The organism is Nitrospirota bacterium, assembly GCA_026387665.1.
Lineage (GTDB): Bacteria > Nitrospirota > Nitrospiria > Nitrospirales > Nitrospiraceae > Palsa-1315.
Genome location: JAPLLG010000003.1, coordinates 379,474 through 398,625, shown reverse-complemented (window position 1 = coordinate 398,625; position 19,152 = coordinate 379,474). Strand labels below are relative to the sequence as shown.

General features: G+C 51.5%; 13 protein-coding genes. 12 read left to right on the top strand and 1 reads right to left on the bottom strand.

Features of this window, described 5'->3' with window-relative positions:
- The first annotated feature begins 27 nt into the window (after nt 1–27).
- From NT179_02565 to NT179_02550, 4 genes are all read left to right on the top strand, one after another.
- Nucleotides 28–1,872, top strand: a complete 1,845-nt coding sequence (locus NT179_02565) for a carbamoyltransferase (GenBank protein MCX5720895.1) — start codon at nt 28–30, stop codon at nt 1,870–1,872.
- A gap of 223 nt (nt 1,873–2,095) precedes the next feature.
- Nucleotides 2,096–2,491 carry an SxtJ family membrane protein gene (locus NT179_02560; GenBank protein ID MCX5720894.1) on the top strand — a complete coding sequence of 132 codons (396 nt, stop codon included), beginning with the start codon at nt 2,096–2,098 and terminating at the stop codon, nt 2,489–2,491.
- Nucleotides 2,492–2,518: 27 nt separating this feature from the next.
- Complete coding sequence (locus NT179_02555; protein ID MCX5720893.1) at nt 2,519–2,671, top strand: DUF5989 family protein; 153 nt, start codon at nt 2,519–2,521, stop codon at nt 2,669–2,671.
- A gap of 919 nt (nt 2,672–3,590) precedes the next feature.
- Entirely contained in the window at nt 3,591–4,070 is a 480-nt protein-coding gene (locus tag NT179_02550; protein ID MCX5720892.1) for an arsenate reductase ArsC, read from the top strand.
- On the opposite strand, the gene NT179_02545 is transcribed toward NT179_02550, so the two are convergent.
- A complete protein-coding gene (locus NT179_02545) occupies nt 4,057–4,425 on the bottom strand; it encodes a hypothetical protein (protein MCX5720891.1) in 369 nt (122 codons plus the stop codon). The two genes, NT179_02550 and NT179_02545, sit on opposite strands and share 14 nt — an antisense overlap.
- 708 nt (nt 4,426–5,133) lie before the next feature.
- Between NT179_02545 and NT179_02540 the strand changes: the two genes are divergently transcribed.
- The 8 genes from NT179_02540 to NT179_02505 all read left to right on the top strand — a co-directional run bounded on the left by NT179_02540 (nt 5,134) and on the right by NT179_02505 (nt 19,026).
- A complete protein-coding gene (locus NT179_02540; protein ID MCX5720890.1) occupies nt 5,134–6,507 on the top strand; it encodes an outer membrane beta-barrel protein in 1,374 nt (457 codons plus the stop codon).
- 6 nt (nt 6,508–6,513) lie between these two features.
- Nucleotides 6,514–7,149: a polysaccharide export protein gene (locus tag NT179_02535; GenBank protein ID MCX5720889.1), complete on the top strand. Its 636-nt coding sequence runs from the start codon at nt 6,514–6,516 to the stop codon at nt 7,147–7,149.
- Nucleotides 7,150–7,391: 242 nt separating this feature from the next.
- Nucleotides 7,392–9,410 carry a polysaccharide biosynthesis tyrosine autokinase gene (locus NT179_02530; protein MCX5720888.1) on the top strand — a complete coding sequence of 673 codons (2,019 nt, stop codon included), beginning with the start codon at nt 7,392–7,394 and terminating at the stop codon, nt 9,408–9,410.
- A 15-nt stretch (nt 9,411–9,425) separates the two neighbouring features.
- A complete protein-coding gene (locus NT179_02525) occupies nt 9,426–12,011 on the top strand; it encodes an O-antigen ligase family protein (GenBank protein MCX5720887.1) in 2,586 nt (861 codons plus the stop codon).
- Between the two features lie 65 nt (nt 12,012–12,076).
- Entirely contained in the window at nt 12,077–15,118 is a 3,042-nt protein-coding gene (asnB, locus tag NT179_02520) for an asparagine synthase (glutamine-hydrolyzing) (GenBank protein ID MCX5720886.1), read from the top strand.
- A gap of 51 nt (nt 15,119–15,169) precedes the next feature.
- The gene (locus NT179_02515) at nt 15,170–15,928 is read left to right on the top strand and encodes a class I SAM-dependent methyltransferase (GenBank protein ID MCX5720885.1); all 759 of its coding nucleotides are present in this window, start codon (nt 15,170–15,172) and stop codon (nt 15,926–15,928) included.
- A 936-nt stretch (nt 15,929–16,864) separates the two neighbouring features.
- Nucleotides 16,865–17,959: a glycosyltransferase family 2 protein gene (locus tag NT179_02510; GenBank protein MCX5720884.1), complete on the top strand. Its 1,095-nt coding sequence runs from the start codon at nt 16,865–16,867 to the stop codon at nt 17,957–17,959.
- A gap of 179 nt (nt 17,960–18,138) precedes the next feature.
- Nucleotides 18,139–19,026: a glycosyltransferase gene (locus NT179_02505; protein ID MCX5720883.1), complete on the top strand. Its 888-nt coding sequence runs from the start codon at nt 18,139–18,141 to the stop codon at nt 19,024–19,026.
- Nucleotides 19,027–19,152: the final 126 nt, after the last annotated feature.

Below are 19,152 nucleotides of genomic sequence, written 5' to 3'. Positions count from 1 at the left end.
GTTCACGATACGTAACCGATTAATACTATGTACATACTTGGCATTTCTGCCTTTTATCACGACAGTGCCGCGTGCCTGCTGCAGGACGGCGAGATTGTCGCGGCGGCACAAGAAGAGCGGTTTACACGAAAGAAGCACGATCCGGGATTCCCGCGCCGAGCGGTTGAGTATTGTCTGGCTCAGGCCAAGATTGGCATCAAGGATCTGAAATATGTCGTGTTTTATGACAAGCCGTTCATCAAGTTTGAGCGGTTGTTGGAAACATACCTGGGATTCGCCCCCAAAGGCATTCAATCATTCCTGGCCGCGATGCCCGTCTGGTTGAAAGAAAAACTCTTTCTGCGGAACTTGCTGCAAAAAGAAGTGCTGGCCTGTTCGAGCGGCCTCGATAAGTCCGAATTGCCGGAGTTCCTTTTTGGCGAGCATCACGAGTCCCATGCCGCGTCAGCTTTTTATGCCTCCCCCTATGAACGGGCCGCGGTGCTCTGCATGGACGGGGTCGGAGAGTGGGCGACCACATCGGCGTGGCTGGGCGAAGGAAATAAATTGACCCCGCTATGGGACATTCCGTTTCCCCACTCGATCGGTCTGCTGTACTCGGCCTTCACGTATTACACGGGGTTTAAAGTCAACTCCGGTGAATATAAGGTCATGGGGTTGGCTCCGTATGGAGAGCCGAAGTATGTTAAGGCGATTTATGAACATCTGATCGATCTCAAGCCTGACGGCACGTTCAGAATGAACATGGAGTATTTCAACTATTGCACCGGCTTGACCATGACGAGCCGCAAGTTTGACGGCATATTTGGCGGCCGCCCTCGCAAGGCAGAGTCGAAGTTTGGTCAGCGCGAGATGGATTTGGCTCGATCCATTCAGGAAGTCACGGAAGAGGTCATGCTGCGGCTGTCGCGGACGATGCATCGTGAAACGGGAGTGGACTATCTCTGCTTGGCCGGCGGTGTCGCGTTGAATTGTGTCGGAAACGGGAGAGTGCTTCGGGAGGGACCGTTTAAGGGTATTTGGATTCAGCCGGCAGCCGGCGATGCGGGCGGGGCGGTGGGTGCTGCGTTGAGTGCCTGGCACCAGTATGAGAACAAGCCCAGGACCGCAGACAACATCCACGACAAAATGAAGGGGAGCTATCTGGGGCCAGCATTTAGCAATGAGGATGTCGAAGCAAGGCTGAAAACCCTTGGAGCGGTATATCGTCGGCTCGATGAGAAGGATTTGTATGGTCGGGTGGCCGATGAACTGGCGGCGGGAAAAGTCGTGGGCTGGCATCAGGGCCGCATGGAATTTGGGCCGCGATCTCTTGGCGGGCGTAGCATTCTCGGGGATGCTCGAAATACAAAAATGCAGTCCGTGCTGAATCTCAAGATTAAGTATCGTGAGTCGTTCAGACCGTTTGCGCCTTCCGTGTTGAGAGAGCGAGTATCGGACTATTTCCAGATGAACTGTGACAGCCCCTATATGCTGCTCGTGGCTCCGGTTCTTGAAAAGCGGCGCCTTCCATGTGATCCGGGACAGAAAGAGCTCTGGGGGATCGATTTGCTGAATGTGCCACGCTCGGATATCCCATCCGTCACGCACATCGACTACTCTGCCAGAATTCAGACGGTGCACGAAGAGACGAACCCCCGGTACTACCAATTGCTCAAAGCGTTTGAGGCAAAGACAGGGTATGCCACCTGTGTGAATACGTCGTTCAACGTGCGTGGCGAGCCGATTGTCTGCACGCCGGAAGATGCCTATCGCTGCTTTATGCGGACGGAGATGGATGTCCTGGTGATTGAGAATTATGTGCTGAGGAAAGAGGATCAGAAGCCCCTCGAAGGGGATTCCGATTGGAAGAAGGAATTCGAGCTCGACTAGCAGTTTATTGGTAAACTCATTGAGAAGGCTGGGTGGGGGAGTCAGTGCCAACCACGAACCTGCCCAGAATCATGTGCAGGCTGTTCAGAAAGGCTGTCCAGCAAGGCCGCAGCAAGCGAAGAGGCGAAGCGTACTCTCTGCTGTACGTTGAGCATCTGAGCGCCGTGAGAACGCCGCTGGCAGCCTTTATCAACAGCCTGCTAGCTGATCGGGGGATGGGACAATGGATCACGCAGCCACACGTAAAGAGCTACGGCAATTTGGATTGTTGGTCGGAGCGGTTTTTGCCGTGATCGGTCTTTGGCCGATTGTGTTTCGCGGGGAGCCGTTGCGCCTGTGGGCAACCGGAGTCGGAGGCCTGCTCATTATATGTGGTGGCGCTCTTCCCTCTATTTTGGCGCCTATTCATAAAGGGTGGATGTGGGTCGGGCATATTCTGGGGTGGATCAATACCAGGATTCTGCTCGGTATCGTATTCTATGCCCTGGTGACTCCAATCGGATTTATGTTCCGTCTCATGGGGAAGGATACGATGAGGCAGGCATTTTCTGAGTCGAGTACGACCTACAGAGTGGTCCGATCTCCGAGACCCCGTTCCCATATGAAATACCAATTTTGAGCCGAGGCTCGTCAACAGGAGGTGCGTATGGGCGATTTTGTGATGGAACTCTGGGCCTTCATGAAGGAGCGGAAAAAATTCTGGCTCCTTCCGATCATTATCGTGCTCGTACTCCTTGGAAGTCTGATTGTCCTGACCCAGGGATCGGCGGTTGCTCCGTTCATCTATACCCTTTTCTAGCAGGATGCTGAAAACGTCCGTCACCCGGAAAACGATGAACGATGAAACCGCTCGTCATCTCAGCGTTCCGCGTTCATCGTTCACAGTTCGGTTGTTCGCTTGCTGCGGCCTTGCTGGACGGCCTTTTTGAGCATTCTGCGATGATCCCGGCCCCAGCACCATACGGAAGATTTCAGCCATGTTTTCCATTTTAATCGAGTTTTTCCCGCAGCCTGCTAAGGGTGCCTAGCTGGTATCGTGGTTGATCAATGGGGACAGTGACGGACCAGCCCATGTGGGGCTCGGTCAGGTTATCCACAGCTCTCTCCCCACTTAAGAGGAATAGCGTAGTGCCTAGATCTTCACTATTGTTGTCGTTGTCGAGTGGGGCGCTGAGGACGACAGACCTATGAGCGGATTCGAGCACATAGTGCTAGGGGTATTACTCCCCAGTCTGCTGTCGCGCCACTGAAGGCGAGGGCACTTGTCGCTAACTGTTTGAGTAGAGCGCCGAACGAAACCAAATGTGCGTCAGCATTGCCATCCGGTCATCCATCGAGCCCGTGCTTGCCCCGCCATTTTCAAGGTTGGTTCTGCCAACTGAGCCACACAGGCACGGGCGGCACCATCAACATGCTGCGATGGTGCCAAGCGTAGAAACAGGCTGCAACGAAAAGTGAACTCACGATTTTTTGCTCAGTGGACATGTTTAGGTGATACTGTGTGTGAAATGCACCATGGGATGGGTACCTGTAGGAAATAGCGTACATATGATGTAGGGATTCTAGGAGGGGCGTTTCCCTTGCCGAACCTCCACCGGAAATTTTGATTTCGTATCTGTAAGTGAAAGAGCGGAGCTATGCCTCATATAGGCCCTATTGAGGGCACACAGGCGTTGACTCATACTGAAGAGGATAAGAAGGATTCTGCCATTGGCAGAATGAATAGCCGATTGACGCTTCAGCCTGGCAGGAGCCAAAAGCCCTTTCGCATTCTTTTCGTCTGTACGGGAAATGCCTGCCGTAGCCCCATGGCTGAAGGCATCGCTCGCCATTATGGAATGGGGCGGGTGGAGGTGCTCAGTGTCGGTGTGACGCCGGCTACCCTGGACCGGAGGGCCGTGCTTGCGATGGCGGAAATGGGTATCGATATTTCCAATCATGTCCCAAAAGGGGTAGGGGCTGTGGCGATCGGTGAGATGGACCTGGTGGTGACGCTTTGCGACTATGCCCAGGGGCTATTTCCAAGCGGTTCTCCGACCCAACACCGCCTCCATTGGAGCATCAAGGACCCCTATCGATTGTGGGGGCCTGACTGGCTTGTTCTGAAGACCTATCGATCGGTGCGCGATGACTTGACCCTGCGTATCCGTAACTTGCTGCTGGATTCCCGCGAAAAGAGCTCCGCTACTCAATCTTAATGGTGGTTCCTTTCGTGTCTCTTCCCAGTTCCGGCTCAACTGATCGGGCTTCAGCGCGCGTCGGGTTTGCCGGATCATGCTCGAAGTTTTCATGGCGTAGCCCGACGTGATGGAGCAACTCGTGGCCGCAGGTAGCCAAATCATTCATGGAACAGTAGATGGTCTGAGTGACGGGTGTGTAGCAGCCGATGATGGTGCCAAGGGCCACCGCCCCCTTGCAGGCCTGCTGAATCACTGCCAAGTCGTCGGTCAGGATTAACGAGCCCTTGGGGATCTCGTAGGTGCGCGTCTGGTGAGAGGTGCTACATCCCCACAGAGTCAGCAGCAGCACAATGTAGATAATCCTGGACGTCATAGTTGTGAAATCCGAGATCTGTTAGCGCGATCCTCAGTGTGAAAATGGACCTCCGTATCGGCGGCCCATTCCAAATGTAGCAGCCGAAAAAGCCTCTTTTGGCGACCTGGAAAATGGCGCAGCATCATCCACGTCCATCACATTTCAGGCGCGCAGAACCTGCAGTAACAGCGCGCAGCGCGCATGAAATTTTTTTCGATGTGCTGGAAATTGGCGGTACTGTCGTTCTGTTGCGGGAGGCCGTAGATTGATGCAGATTAGTGACGGTTTTTCTGGCTTGCTGGAAGCAGTGGCTGGGATAGGCGCAATACAAATGGGCATGTCTCTTGCCGTGGGTCGTGTGGCAGGGTGTCGGGGGCTGATTTGCGTTGAGAGGCGGAGACAGGCAAGTCTCGACCTCGTTCAGGAGGCGAGGGAGTCGTCGCCGCAGTGAGGCATAATTCTGCCGTCTACTGTCGTCGGGTCTGGTTGCATTTTCTCAATTTTTTGAGTTGTCGGAATGTGGCTGCAATGCAAGCTAGTTTAGCTTAAGTGATTGCGGGTATTTCTGTGGTAGAGATTAATTGTCAAGTAGTTGAAAGTACTCGGGTCTGTCAGTTTTTCCATTGTTTTTCTCTTGTGAATATTTCATAATCCGCGCCTGTTGAATTTGAAGATACTCAGGATGAGTGTGTAGCGGTTTTCGCTAGCCCTACGGAGGGGGCAATTATGCGATCAGTGAAGCAAATAGTCGCGGTGATGGTCATGGCAGCGAGTGTGTGTGTTGTGCAGGGAGCGGGAGCGGCCGACGAGATTACTCCCGTGGCAGCCCCTTTAAATCCTTTCTTGACCCAACAATCCCGCTTTACCAATGTGACATACGACATCTATCCATCTGGCTATGGCTTCGCTGTCCAGGAGCTAACGGAAGGTAATATTAAGGCAGGTCCGCTGAAGGTCCATCCGCATTTCGGCATGGCAGAAAACTACACGAATAACGTCACTCGGACGGATAATACGTTCGGTGGGAAGAAATCGGATTGGTACACGACCTATCAGCCTGGCTTGCAAATTCAACTACCTGTTTTGGGTCGGCATAAGATCATCGTGGATTATCGGGCCTATCTGGAACGATACAGCAGAGATGCCACGATGGATGTGAATGACCAGACTATGTCGCTCAACCCCATATTGATGTTTCCTGGCGGTTTGACCGTCAAGTTATTGGGCGAATTAAAGAACGGCCATGACTACCGAGGTTCTGCGACGTCGGCTTTGGGAGGCGGAACATCCGGAAGCAGCTCGATCAATCAGTTTTACAACAAAGAGTATGGCGGTGAGGTCACACTCAAGAGTCAGACCTATATTCAGGTACAGCATAAATATATCGATTATCAATTCACCGGCCCATTAGCCGGCACACGAGTCCCAGGGGCGGCTGGAGATATCAATACCCGGAATAGACAGGAGAAGTATGATGCTCTTGCGCTAGGAGGGCGTGTTGCTCCCAATACGTACCTGTATGTGAAGGGTCTGTATCAGCATGAAATTTATGAGGTTAACAAGGATTTGGACAGCACGACTTTGACCTTTGCCGGCGGTTCCACATGGGAAGGCCTGGCAAAATCAACCGGTTCGTTCGATATCGGCTGGCAGACGAGAACGATGGATCGTGCCAGCGACAGAGGAACCGGCGCATATGGTACAATGTACTTTAACGGCAATTTTTCATGGAAGCCGCAAGACCAGACCAAGGTGAATTTGAGTGTTTATCGCCGCACAAATGAAACCGTGTTGGCTGCAACCAGATTTTATACGGGGACTGGTACTACGTTCGATGTGAACCATGCCATAACAAAAAAATGGAATGTGACAGGGCAGCTTATGTACGAACATGATACTTATTCTGGGCCGACCACGGCGGATAATATGACGGCCGTCCGTGAAGATAGCTATCTGACATTCGGGGGTGGCCTCTGGTATCAGATTCAACCCTGGCTTGGTGCTCGCTTGAATTATCTCTATACGGAGCGTCTGTCCAACTTTATCAGTACACAATATAATGCCAACCAGATGATGGTGTCGCTGCAGGCACAGTTCTGAGGTGAGATGATGAAGGGGCGGGAATGGATTTTCGGAATGGTGGGTATGCTTATCTGCCTCTCCATTTCCATGGAGGTATTTGCCGCACCTAGAGATGGGTCTGGTGCAAGTAAGCCTGTTCCCAATAGAGACCGGTATCGTGATAGCGCGGTTGCCGAACAGGGGAGTACGCCCAATTCAGGTTATCGGGTGGGGGGCAACGATGTAATCAAGGTTCAAGTATTCGGTGAGGATGCGCTGACCACCGAAACCCGTGTTAGCGGCGACGGCAAGATCGTCCTCTCGTTACTGGGTGTGTTGGATATTCAGGGGCTGACCGTCAAGCAGTTGGAAGAGTTGATCGAAACCCGCCTTGCAGACGGATACCTCAAAGAGCCCCGTGTCAGCGTCTATATTGTCAGGTACCGCAATATCTTCGTGTCCGGTGAAGTGCGATCTCCTGGCGGCTATCCCTACGAAGATGGGCTGACGGTGTTGAAGGCTATCACGTTGGCTGGGGGGTTTACTGACAAGGCTTCGCAGGGGCGGACCAAGATCAAACGCAAGCGCACAAAAGCTGACGAAGAAGAGACCCTCTCGGTCAATCTCGACGATCCCGTCTTGCCTGACGACATCATCGTGGTGCCGCAAAGCTTTTTCTAATGAACAATCATCCCCCCTCTACCGATGGGTTTGTGTCTCCAGCGGAAACGCACCTTCGTGACTACATTCGCCTCATTCTGAAAAGAAAATGGGCCGTCCTTGGTCTGTGTGTATCCGTGGTAACAGGCACAGCCTTATATGTGTCGATGCAACCGCTAGTGTATGAATCGACCGTCAGTGTATTGGTTGAGCCAACGGGCCCCAATGTGATGTCCAAGAGCGTCGAGGAAGTCTACTCCCCGATGAGCATCAATATTGATTATTATAAGACGCAATATGAAATTCTTAAGGGCTATGAGATTTTTCGTATTGTCGCACGGCAATTAAATCTCAAGGACCATCGAGAATATACAGCGAAGCCGTTGGGTCGGCTTGAATCGTGGTATGGGGAGACGAAATCTTTCCTGGTAGACACTTTGGTGTCACTGGTGACCAGTCCGACCGGGCAGGATGTTGGCATACAGCAGGAAAGCCAAAATGAGCGAAAGCTTGTTGCGGCATTCAAAAAACACGTGACAGTAAAGCCGGTCATGAATAGCCGGATCATTCGCATATCCGTTGAGTCAATTGATCCTCAGCTTGCAGCCAATGCAGCCAATGCTATCGCTGCAGTGTATATCACCCGCTCGATGGAGATGAAGAGTGGAGCGGCAGAAGAGGCTACAAAATGGATTACGACACGCGTCGAGGAGCTTCGTAGGAAAGTACAGGAGTCTGAGCAGGCGCTGCAACTGTTTGCCAACCGCTATAGCCTGGTTAATATCGATGAGAAGAAACGGTTAGTGACGCAGAAGCTAGGGGATTTGCAGTCGCAATTGGTCCAAGCGGAAACCAAGCGTGTGGAGGCGGAGGCTCGCTTTAAGCAGATCGAGTCGGTGCTCGACAATCCGAAAGAGTTAGAATCGTCCAGTGAGGTGCTCAGCTCATCGTTGATTGCGAATCTTAGGAGTCAGGAGTCTCAAGTAGGACAAAAGGTTGCAGAACTGAACGAGAAATACGGCCCCAGGCATCCAACGCTCGTGCAGGCAGCCTCGGAACTAAAAGAAATTCAAGCCCGGATCCAGCATGAGATCAAGAAGGTTTACACCTCGGTAAAGGTCGAATACGAAGTGGCGAAGGGCCGTGAGCGCGTGGTGAGAAACGCGTTAGATCAACAGAAGTCTGATGTCATGGCGTCGGGGCAGCATGAGGTGCAATACGGCATTCTCGAACGGGAAGCCCAAAGCAATCGGCAGCTCTATGATATGTTTCTCAAGCGGATGAAAGAAACGGATATTGCCATCGACATCAGATCCAGTAATATTTACATATCCGACCCGGCCATCGTTTCGTTCTCCCCAATTAAGCCAAAGAAAACTACCACTGTGATGCTGGCGGCGCTTGTGGGCATTTTAAGTGGGCTCGCGTTAGCATTTTTCCTCGATTACATGGATAGCTCGTTTAAATCGCCTGACGACATTACTCACTATTTGCCTGGCGTGGCGTTTCTTGGTTTTTTGCCGATTTATCGCCCGGACAAAAAAGCATCTGGTGGGGTCGATTTGGCGGCGCATGAAGCTACCTACTCAATTTTTGCAGAACATGTCCGTTCGGTTAGGACTAGTTTGCTCCTTTCCGCCGCTGATAAGGCGCCGCGGTTGATTCTTGTGACGAGTGCGATGGCCGGAGAAGGTAAGTCGTCCTTTTCCATCAATCTGGCGGTTACCTTTGCGCAATTAGGCCATCCGACTGTGCTGATTGATGGCGACTTACGCAAGCCGCGCATCGCATCATCCTTGGGGCTGCAAGTCACAAAAGGACTGAGTCATTATCTGGTCGGCGAAGTGGGCCTTCAAGAGATTATCAAGCCGACCATGGTGCCGAATCTGAAATGTATTCCTTGCGGAGCGATCCCTCCAAATCCAGCAGAACTGCTCCAATCGAAGCACATGTCTGACCTCCTTGAGAACTTTAGAAAAGAGGGCGTTTATGTCGTCGTAGACTGTTCGCCTGTTTTGGCTGTGACAGACCCGCGAATTTTAGGCCCGCTAGTTGACGGCACGATTTTAGTGGTGGGTGCAACGAAGACACCTCGTCAAGCTGTCCGCATGGCAGCCAAGAGGCTGACCGACGGTCAAACGAGGTTGCTGGGAGTGGTGTTGCAGCGGCTGGCTGCCCGTGACCTTTCAGAGTACAGCGGCTATTACTCGTATTACGGTAAGGCGTACGGAAAGAAACCGTACGGAGAGAAGCCTGATGAGTCGTTGGTGAAACGTTCATAGCTGTCAACATTTCGTATGGCTGTGAATGAAGATAGTCGGTTTGTCTGGCGCGGGCTTCTCCTCCTCCTCCTGTGGTCTCCTATTCCATCAGGTTCGATCGCTCCCTTAGCGCAGGTGCTTCTAACTGGGGCAGTTTTCGTTCTGCTGGTTTATTTGCTCTTGCGCGTCGATTTTTCTTCCAATGATACAGCGAATAAACCCTTCCGTTTGATTCTGGCCTGCTGGATACTGGCTACCCTATTTGCATTTTTTCAAGCGGTCCCCTTGCCGTCTCAAATGGTGGCAGCTCTTTCACCATCCGTGCAGAGTCTCTATAGCTGGACAATTCCTGATTATCACGATGACCTGACTTGGCGGCCCCTCTCGACTACGCCTGGGGCGACGATCCAGACAGGCCTCCTGATCGGTGCTTGTGGGGCTGTATTTTTCCTGGTTGCTCGTCTAGCTAGGACTCGTGAACGGATTCATGCTTTGGCCTTGACCCTAGTTCTGATCGGCATGGGCGAATCCCTGTACGGACTTGCTCAGGTCGGAGGCTCCCTATCCAGACCGGCATCAGGAAGCTTTGTGAACCGGAATCATTTTGCAGCGCTCCTGGCGATGGCTCTGTGCGTGAGCGTTGGTCTACTGCTTTCCCGATGGCAGGTGGGTAAAGAGGGAACTGATGAATCGCGGGCGAAGGTGCAACTTGATCAGTGGGCGCAGGGGAGCCCGCTAGTTATCGCTGCTTTGACCATGTTGGCCGGCATCGTGTTTTCGTTCTCGAGAATAGGGTTGGTTGCCCCCCTTGCGATGTTGGCCTTGTTCGGGAGCCTCTGGCTATCTGGAGCTGTGCCTGGGCGCATTCGTCTTCTTGTAGTGGGAGCGGGGGTTGTTGCCGTTCTCCTCATGTCAGGAGCATGGGCTGCGCTTGAAGTGACAGTCGAGCGGTTTCAAATACTGGAAGTGTCCGATCGTCTAGCAGTAAGGGAAGGAACGTATAGGATTTTTCAATCCTTTCCGGCCGTCGGCATCGGGCTAGGTGGGCTTGTTGATAATTTGCCTCGATTTATACCAAGCCAGTCTGGGGAAGTTGTAGACCATAGTCACAATGAGCCCCTGGAGATCCTTGCTGAAGGTGGCGTGAGTTATGGCCTGCTCTTCATAGTTGGCCTGATGGCATATTGGGGCACATTGATACCGGCTTGGTTGGGCCGTCACGATCCTCTAGCCAGGGGATTAGGATTGGGTTGTCTTGCTGGCATGATGGCGATTCTCCTTCACAGCTTCGTCGAGTTTCCCCTACGAATGCCGTCAAATGCATTATATCTTTCTTCCCTGATGGGGTTGGGCTGGACGGTCATCCAACGACGCTCTGCGTCTTATGCCAGTGAGTCATCGCATAGTTATCCGTGTGGCGTTTCATTCATCCGTATGGTCGTGCTGATTGGTGCGCTAATAGGAGTTGGACTCAGCGCGGTGGCTGGCGTGGCAGATTTATTAGATAGAGCAGGGGACAATTTTATAATCAGAACTTCCAGGGCAGTGGGAGAAGAACGAGAAGCCCTCTTAGCCGAATCGTTAGTCATGTATAACCGGTCGGTTACTATTGAGCCCTGGCAGCCTTCTCATGCCTATCGACTAGGACGGGCCTATGAAATTAATGCGGTATCTGCTTCACCTTTCAGCACTTCAAGCCAAATTTTTTGGGCTTCTGCGGCCCAGGCCTATGGGCAAGCAGTTCAATCGCATCCGGCGAATGGTCGCTTACAAGTAGCTATGGCTTGGGCATCGCTCCAAAACGGTGACATCGATCGAGGTCGTCGCGCTGCTCAAGCAGCGCTCAAGCTGACTCCTGACGATCAAGAGGTGCAATTCGCGGTTGCGCGTTGGTACCTCACGGAGTGGGAGAGTTTGAACGAAGAAGATCGGCGTTTGACTGCGTCGCTGGTACAGCGAGGGGCCAGTGAGTTCCCCGAACGATACGTCGAGGCAGTCTGGCAGTCCATGCGCAGTCCTGGGCAAGTAAGGTCCATTTTACCTGGAGACTTACGAGTTCGACGCCTTCTTTTGAATAGGCTGACGGAGCAACAGTATTTCGCGGATCGATGGGCTGAGCAGGCAGACTATCCGGCTCTACGGTCGTCTTTGCCTGAGACTGGAGTTCGTGTTATGGCGCGTGGGCAAGTAAACAGTTGGCAAGAGCCTCTGGGTGGTGCTACTTCGATCGGCCCTTGGGCTGGGATGGTGGAGGGGTGGCTATCGGGAGGACTGACAGCCTCGTTGGATCTTGAGCTGCCACCGGGAGAGGTCGTCCTTTATATACCGATACAGGGGGAGGCGGCTGGTGGGGTCTGGCCAAGACTTAGTCTGACTCTAGGTGGAAATGAAATATTGGCACCGACAGTTTTAGGGGGAGGCTGGCAAAATTCCTTTGTTTTCTTGTCAACCCAAGGGGGAAAGTTTTCGTTGCAGGCGGTCTTGGGCAATGGTGCAGTCCTTCTTGAAAATGGTCGATTTATTGAACGCCGTGTTCGTCTTGGAGCGATCAAGATCTTAGCACCCGGGCATGCCCTTCGTGGTGGCTCTGTTCCGTTCTTCTTTTGGAAAAAGGCTGCGTGAGAGCAGTTCTGTATTGTGCGAAAAAATCGATCGCACAATAGTTCACATTACAAGGACGAAGTAGCATGTGTGGTATAGCGGGCATCTTCAAGGTGAATGGCCGTGTAACGGTCGATGATGTTTCGGCTGTTTTGAAGATGATGGATACGCAGGTTCACCGTGGGCCGAACGATTGGGGCCTCCTTCTACCTGATGAATCTCTTCACGATCCGCAGATTCGTGGACTGCTCGCCGCGTTTGATAAGACGCATATTCGAACCTACAGAGGGTCGGTCGACGCGCCGTCCGCCGTCCTGGGTGCCCGTCGTCTTTCAATTATCGATCTTTCTCCACGTGGGCGCATGCCGATGGGGAGTGCTGATGGTCGAGTCTGGCTCACCTACAATGGAGAAATTTATAATTATCGAGAGCTTCGGGCTGAGCTCATGCATCGAGGGTACGCGTTCCAATCGGACACCGACACGGAAGTTATCCTCCACGGCTACGAGGAGTGGGGCGCAGATGTCGTACAGCACCTGCAAGGAATGTTCGCGGTGGCTTTCTTCGACATTCGAGCAGTGGATAAGCCGGAACTTTTTCTCGCCAAAGACCGGTTTGGCATGAAGCCTCTTTATTGGGCCAGAAAGAACGGCACGTTTCAGTTTGCCTCGGAGGTGCGCGCGTTGATGGCTGGGGGGCTGATTCCTAATGAGCCAGAACCACGAGGCTTCCATGGATTTCTTGTTTTTGGTTCGGTCCCGACCCCATTTACCACCGTGCGAGATGTCTTTTCTTTGCCTGCTGCCCACTCTCTGCTCATAAATGAGCGGCGATACTCTTTCCCTACACCAAGCCGGTATTGGTCCATCCCGAAAAGTGGAGTCCTCTCGGTAGATTTTGGAGAGGCTGTGGCTGAAACTAGGCGTCTGCTTGCGGAATCAGTTGAGAGTCATCTCGTCAGTGATGTGCCACTTGGCGTGTTTTTATCCGGAGGATTGGACTCCTCGGCCATAACTGCATTTGCTGCAAAAAAAATGGCCAGTCCGCTGACCACACTCTGTGTATCGTTTGAAGAACAGGGGTTCTCCGAGGGGCATCATGCGGAACAAGTTTCCAGGGAATTTGGCTGTAAGCATATAGATGTGCGTCTTCGTGCGCGTGATTTTGTGGAAGAGATCCCCAAGATCTTAGCAGCTATGGACCAACCGACGGTTGACGGAGTGAATACGTATTTTATCGCTAAGGCTGCGCGAGAGGCCGGATTGACCGTAGTACTCTCAGGCTTGGGTGGCGATGAACTTTTTTGGGGGTATCCAGGGTTTCGCTCAGGGCCGCGTCTGTTCAATTGGGCAAAGCTTCCAGGATTGCGATTGGCAGCGGCGGGCGTTGGTGCGCTTAGCGCGAGGCTTGGGCTGGATCGATGGGAGAAGGCGGAATTCTTGCGTGAGGATGGGCCGATCGGAGCGTATTGCGCAATTCGTGGACTGTTTCCACCTCATCGTGCGGCTCGACTCCTAGGTGCTGGCCTGCTTCCTCTTATCGCCCCCGATATGCGTGGGCGATCTTTGTCTATGCCAGAGTATGCCCAGCTGGAGTTTGATTTGTATCTGCAGAATCAGCTGCTTCGTGATACCGATGTGTTTGGCATGGCACACAGTCTAGAAATTAGGGTGCCGTTTCTTGACCATCGTCTCGTTGAATTTGTTTCGGCGTTGCCAGAAGCGATCAAGACATCGAAGGTTTACAGCAAATACTTGCTCATTGCTTCGCTCGGCAAGGATCTCAATGCTTCGGTTTACACGCGCAGTAAAATGGGATTTACATTTCCATTTGAGCAGTGGATGAAGGAATATAGCGCGGACATTGCACGCCATGCTCAGTGTTCTTTTCCGATAGAAAAGTCCCAGGCTCGAGCTGTAGAGAGTGCGTTCAATAGAGGGCAGATGCATTGGTCTCGTCCGTGGGCCGTAGCGGTTCTGAAGGGACTGAGCAGGATTAGTGCATTGCCTGTATGGCGGAATCAAGCGGGCCTCAATCGGATTTTGTTATTGCTTCCAGAGGTATACCGTTCAAAGGGGGGTATACCTGTATTCGGTCAGGATCTGACTCGAGCGCTTGGAGAAGGTTTTCCTCAAAGCGAGCTGCGCGTGATCAGTGTCAATGATGATCTGCTGCCAAGCAACCATCCTGACTATAGTCGAGTCAATTTTATCGGGTGCGGTCCGAAGGGTTCGGTCTTTAGAAAATGGCGCTTTGCCTATAACGTGCTATGCGAAGTCTTGATGCGTCGTCCTAATATTCTTGTGTGTGGTCATATTAATTTCTCTCCCTTGGTCGCGCTCGTTTCATTCGTGAGTAATATTCGTGTAGTGCTTGTTACGTATGGGATAGAAGCATGGAATCCGAATGTGCTTCTTCGTATGGCGTCGAAGTGGATTCAGTATGTAGTCTCGATCAGCCAATACACTGCAACCAGGATGGAGGAGTGGGGCGTTAAGCGTGACCGAATGAGTATTGTTTTTGTTGCCGTTGATGGTGAGATATTTAGGCCTATTCGCAGGGGGAAGCTGCCTGACAGTCCGGTTCTTTTGACCGTTGCTCGGTTAGATGCCAGTGAGCGGTATAAAGGGGTGGATCGTGTCCTCAATGTCTTAGGGAAAGTTCGAGCCAGATCCCCTGGTGTTCGGTATATTATTGCGGGTAAAGGAAATGACTTGCCAAGGCTTGAAGCTCTTGCTCATGAGTATGGCGTCGCAGACTGTGTTGAGTTTCGAGGGTATGTGTCTGATGAAGACTTACCGGAACTATTCAGCGTTGCTGATATTTTCGTGATGCCATCTCAGAAGGAAGGGTTTGGAATCGTTTTTATCGAGGCGTTGGCTTGTGGTGTGCCGGTAATTGCGGGCAACTGTGATGGTTCGGTGGAGGCAGTTTTAAATGGCCGCATCGGTCTCTTGGTGGACCCTGATAAGCCTGCCGATCTTGAGCAGGGGATCCTGAGTTTTCTAGATAGGACGATAACCCCCAGGCTTTTGGATAAAGAGTACCTGAGGCGAGAGTGTTTGGATTCGTACGGTTTTGACCGATTTCGAGAAAATGTTCGCACGTCTTTTGAGAGGTTAAGTTGATCTGCCGCTCAGGTTTGAAAGTAAATGCGTATAACACTGGAATGAGAGAAAATGACGTCTGATCAAAAGTTGGATGTTAAGAGTCTGACGCACATTCGCGATCGGATATATGAAAGGTATCGGTCGAGGGGCGTGGGCGCGTATTTGGCGGATGATCGGGAGTGTCGGGCTCCGTATTTACGCCATCTCATTCGCAAGCATGTGCCTCCTTGCCGAGAGGTGAAAATCCTTGATCTCGGGTGCGGGAGTGGCACGCTTATTTATTTTCTGCGCGAGGCGGGCTATCACTGTGTGTCGGGGGTAGATTGCTCACCGGAACAAGTGGCTGCAGCCAGAGATCTAGGCATTGAAGGTATCCGCGAGGCCGACTTAGGCGAGGTTCTTCGCACTCTCGATGGTGAAGCCGTAGATGTGGTAATTGCTTTTGACGTGATTGAGCACATGACTAAGCCGGAGTTATTAGCGTTCGCGGATGAGGTTTATCGTGTTTTGAGGACTGGAGGCCGCTGGATTCTTCATGCACCAAATGCGGAAGCATTGTTTGGCTCGCGCGTACGTTATGCGGATTGGACCCATGAGCAGGCATTTACCAAGGAAAGCCTTGAGCAGTTGCTTAGGACTGTTGGCTTTAAGGAGATTCATTGCTATGAAGACGAGCCGGTCATCCATGGGTTCAAAAGCTTTATTCGCTGGTTGACATGGAAGGCCGTGCGATCTGTTCTCAGGGTTTGCTGGTTAGCTGAAACTGGGGGTACGGGGCGAGATGGTATTTTTAGTCAGAATTTGCTGGCAGTAGCAGGGAAGGAATAGTTGCAATGAACCAGGCTTTCTTGAGCTGGCCAATAGAGGGGTAGAGGATGTTTGAGGCCTGGTTATGGAAGCGTATTCGGTGGTCCCTTCGAAAGACAAGTTTGCCGATTAAGCCGACAGATCTCGTCCTTGATGTAGGGCAGGCAGTAACCCGCACCCGGCTGCAGATCTATTGCTAGAGTGGCACCTTGATCCTAAATATCGGCATGATGCTTTTGTCGTGGATCGGCCGGCTGTTTTAGCTGGCGCCTGTAAAATAGCATTCCGCGATAAAGCGCTCGATTACGTTATTGGGCCTCATGTTCTTGAGCATATGGGGGATACTGAGACCTTCTTGAAAGAAATGATGAGAGTCGGCCGAGCCGGGTATATCGAAACACCTAATGCGATATTCGAAATGATCGTTCCATAAGATGTTCATCTTTTGGAAATTATGAATGTGATGAAGCGCTTGTCATACATAAGAAACGAGCGGCTAGGCCGGACTCGTTTCTTAACGAGCTGAAGTTAGTTGAGCGATCTTCAGCATGGAGAAAATTTCCCTATGGCAATCCTGAGCTTTCCCATGTCAGTTACTTTTGGAAAGAGGAGATTAAGTTTCAGATAACCAATCCAGATATTTCATGTGACCGGTTTGTGGAGCCTGACTTGCAAGCGGTGGGTGAAAGGTTCGTTGCAAAGCGTTCGCCATTGCACAACCTCAGAAGCCTGGATCTTTTTATTCTGAGGTGGTGGTATCGGCTAAGAAAGAGATGGGCAGTTAATCTGGCAGAGTTGTTTGTCTGCCTGGAATGTCATGGGACGCTTGCAAGTGATCATGATTGGTCCTATTGCTCAGCTTGTGAAGTGCGCTATTCGAGGCGCCCGTTCCCTGATTTCAATTAACCTGTCCATTCGCGATCATCGGGTTAGTAGATTAATGGAGCTTGCGCTACAGTGTTGATCTCGATCTGCATACCTCATTATAACCGAGCCGAGTATTTGTTGGTTGTTCTTGATTCGATTAGGAGACAGGACTATGTGGCGGTTGAGGTCATCATCTCGGATGACGCATCTACCGATGAGTCCGAGCACGTGATTCCGGCGTATATCGCGAGTTTGAAGGGGCAATGTCCGGTCAGATTCCGTTATATCCGTCAGCCCAAGAATCTCGGTTACGATGCAAACCTCCGCGCATCGTGGGGGGCGGCAGAAGGCGAGTATCTCTTCACACTCGGGAACGATGATGCCCTTTCGAGTGAGAACGCGCTTTCACAGCTTGCGACTTTCCTCAAGCAGTTGAACCTCCCTGACGCAGTCTTTGTAAACTGTCACCCTTACGGGGCAGCTGGCCCAGTCGCGCGCCGTGCTCAGCGGACTGCTGTGATCGGGTCTGGTCCGAATGTGGCAGTTCGAACCTTTCGCTCTTTCAGTGTTGTCTGCGGCGTTGTCCTTAAGAATTCGTCGTTTAAGAGATTTGATACGAATAAATGTGATGGCTCAATATATGTCCAGATCTATATCGCTGCCAGGATCATTGCCGCTGGCGGGACTCTCGCGTCAATTGCAGAGCCTCTGGTAGCCATGAACGTGCAGATCCCAGGGAAGACAGTGAACAGTTATCTCGATGTTTTGGAACGAGATAACTGCAAGCTTACGCCAAAGACAGGAGGCCTGGATCAAGTAGGGAGAGTTGCCTGCGACGCGATTCTTCCTTTTGTTCAGGCACATGAGAGAGGACGCTACATTTTCTCAATCTACTGCCAGATTCTATGTTTTTCTTATCCGTATTGGCTTTACGATTATCGAAAGAATGGGGTCTACAAAGCGGCAGTGAATATGGCGTTAGGCTGTTTTCCTCCCCGATTGATTAAAATATCGAGAGTATCTTTGAGTACATGGATAGGCCTTCTTGCTGTCTATCTGGTAACTACATCAGCAGGTCTCCTCGTGCCTACTGGAATTTTAGAGAAACTCAAAATGCCTTTGTATAGATTGTCTAAGGCATTAGGATATTTAGGGAAGAAAAGTCTTTCCCCTTCTTGCGAATGACTAGCAAGAGCGAAAGGTGGGTACATTCCCCCAAGATCCTTTTGGTAGGCTCTAATGCACAGGGCTCACTTGAGAGTGCGTATTTCCGGGCATTAATTAAGGCTGGATTTTGTCAGACCGATTTGTTTGATGTAGGCCGTCTGACGTTTTCTATCCCTGGATCTCGAATCCCTGCACGTGTGTTTAATCGATCTGCACGGCTAATTTCAAGTTGGAGAATTGGAGCTAAACTGATCCAATTTCTATCTGCAAAAGGGAAATTATATGATGTTGTTGTCGTATTTAAAGGCGCAGAGCTCTCACGTTCTGCTCTTGACGCTTGTCGTTCGATTAATCCGAAGGCCCTGTGGGCCAATTATAACCCTGACGACCCGTTGAATGTGGCATCAAGAGGCTCCACAAACTCTCAAATCATCCGTTCGCTTAGCTTTTACGATTTCTATTTCACCTGGTCGCGACATGTTGCCTCCAAACTTGAAAAGCAAGGCTGTAAGAGAGTGGTCTATCTTCCCTTTGGCTACGACTCTGATTTCCATCGCCCCCCATCGGAACCGGTGGCCATTATTCCAGGGCGTGTGACCTTTGTGGGGGCATGGGACCCAGAGCGAGAATCAATTTTAACAGAGCTGGCAGATTACGATCTGCGAATATTTGGAAACAATTGGGATCGGGTTTCAAAAAACTCGCCACTTTTTCAGCGAATCGTGCCCCGCAACATATACGGGGAAGACCTATCAAGGGTGATGTACAGCTCATCGGTGTGCTTGAATTTGTTGCGTGCGCAGAACGTCGGTGCCCATAACATGCGCACGTTTGAAATCCCAGCTATGGGTGGCTTGATGTTGGCAACTCGCTCAGATGAGCAACATGAGTTTTTCCCTGAGGAAGCAGGCAGCTTAATGTTTGCAGACATTAAAGATCTCCGTGGGAAATTAGACAGGGCTATCGGAGATGAATCCTTGGCTCGACGGATACGTGATCGTGGCGCTGAGCTTGTTCAGCGTCATAGCTACACGGAACGTGCAAGGGATTTGATTCACATTATTTCCGCGTCGGCATTTTCATGAATGAACAGCTAAACATCCTTCTGTGGAGGAGCTGGATCCCACTCTATGAATATCCAGTCACTTTTTCTGCCTTGGCTAAGTATTCTATTGGGGGCACGTGCAGTCAACTGCTGTGGCATGCAAGAA